This is a genomic window from Okeania sp. SIO2B9 (genome assembly GCF_010672505.1).
Lineage (GTDB): Bacteria > Cyanobacteriota > Cyanobacteriia > Cyanobacteriales > Microcoleaceae > Okeania > Okeania hirsuta.
In genome coordinates this window covers 1-1842 of record NZ_JAAHGK010001421.1, presented here as the reverse complement: position 1 = coordinate 1842, position 1842 = coordinate 1, and the positions used below count along the sequence as shown (strand labels likewise).

The 1842-nt window shown below is 35.2% G+C and carries 1 protein-coding gene and 1 pseudogene; one reads left to right on the top strand and one right to left on the bottom strand.

What is annotated here, in order from left to right:
• Positions 1–423: 423 nt before the first annotated feature.
• On the bottom strand, positions 424–1161 hold the full coding sequence (locus tag F6K13_RS31340; RefSeq protein ID WP_124144789.1) for a 4'-phosphopantetheinyl transferase superfamily protein: 738 nt from the start codon (positions 1159–1161) through the stop codon (positions 424–426).
• Positions 1162–1353: 192 nt separating this feature from the next.
• Here F6K13_RS31340 and F6K13_RS31335 point away from each other — a divergent pair.
• Positions 1354–1842: pseudogene (locus F6K13_RS31335) on the top strand (hypothetical protein); the annotation flags it as partial.

Sequence of the window (1842 nt, the reverse complement as noted above, 5' to 3'; positions counted from 1 at the left end):
TAAATACCTTAAAGCATATAAAATTAATATTAAGCAGTTTATAGTTAGAGAAAGCTATGTTTAATTTTCTCGGTGGAAAATATATCATCAGGAAAATTTTTTAGGAGAAGTTAGTTGCAACTTAGCTGAAAGTTTTGGCTACTCACTGAATTCCTAATATCATGTCCGCTTAATTGACCATAATCAAAATTTTGGTAGGGATGCACTACCAAAATTTTGCTATATCTTTTATCTTTTCGCCCTGCCTTGTGTTAATCTACAAGTATAGTTTTGAGCACGGGATTTTTTGATAATTTTACCTTGATAACATGAAGTCGTATAAGCGATAGCTATCAGTAAAATTAAAGCGCGTCAAACATTGTACATTGGCTTGACTTCCTTCTAGATTATATCCACCTGCGAGTGCAGTCTTTAAACATAGCTTCAATACCCAATTCTATGTGTCTGCCAAAAACTCAAGTTTTGATTTGTCCCTGCCACTACTACAGCAGCAATGTAATTAGATTCAGGAATAAACTGATGTAAATACCAACGGGAAGCTTCTTGAAAATCTCCATTAATACTAATAAACTGTATTGGTTGTTCTGGTTTTAAACAAACTTCGACTTTTTCCAATCCTCCTGCTAACCCATCTCCAGTAGCTTTTAAATAGGCTTCTTTACAAGTCCATATTTTGAAGAAAATTTCTTGTTGCTGTTGAGGAGGAAGCTGACTAATAAGGTTGTATTCTTGGGAAGTAAAGAAACGTTTTGCCAAGGCTTCAGCATCATTCATTGGGCGAATATATTCTAAGTCAATACCAATTAAATTAACTGTGGTAATAGCATATAAAGCTAAATCTTGAGAGTGAGATAAATTAAATAATATAGAGGTATCTGGTAAGTAGGGTTTGCCTCGTTCACTATAAGTAAATTGTAATTTTTTAGGTTCAATATTTAAGTAACAGCTAAGGATTTTTCTGAGTGTTCCTCTGGCAATAATAAAACGATTTTTATCTCGTTCAAAATAAAATTTTTTGGCTCTATCTATTTCGTCTGAGGATAAGATTTTTGATAATTCTTCAATTTCAGATGGAGGTGATTTTAGATTTTTACTCCAAATATGAACATGATTTGGTGATAATTCTAATTTTTGACCTAGAGGTAGATGTGAAAAAAACATTGATTACAGATTGATCAGATATTTTACTGGAAATATGGAAGGTTTCTAAAGGATTTTTATGGGTTGCAAAAATAATTTGATATGATAACTGGACAGTACAAAGTTCTCAGTAGAAAAAACATTCCCCACTAAAAGTCGGGGAATGGTGCATACTGGTTAATGATTCTTAAATTTGACCAGCTAATCTCTATTATGCATATAATACGTCGGATAGAGCAAATATTGATCGACTTACGTCCAGTGTTTAGTCGCGATGCCACTTATGAATGGTTTGTGATCCTGATTTGGGGAATTCTTTTATGTAGCCAACATCGTGCAGTTACCAGCGATCTCAACGCTGTAGGACTAACACAAAATTACTACACTCAAGCTTTACACTGGTTTCATTCAAAGGGGATTAGTGTCCAAAAATTATCCACCATGTGGCACAAATGGTTAATCACTCACCCAAAAGTCCATCTTCTCAGAGGTCAACCAGTTTATGTAGGTGATGGTATTAAAGTCGGTAAGGAAGGAAAAAAAATGCCTGGTGTGAAAAAACTGCATAATGAATCAGAAAATGTAACGAAGCCTGATGAGGAATTTGAGGAAGGCCAGACGGCGCTGATGTATGCGGTGAGTAGTTTTTGGGCGCAGAATCGAGCGGAGGTCGTTCGCTTTTTGGTCTCCCGTGGGGCAGAT

Excerpts from the sequence above, each read along its gene's own strand:
- F6K13_RS31340 (WP_124144789.1), bottom strand. The coding sequence starts at position 1,161 with ATGTTTTTTTCACATCTACCTCTAGGTCAAAAATTAGAATTATCACCA.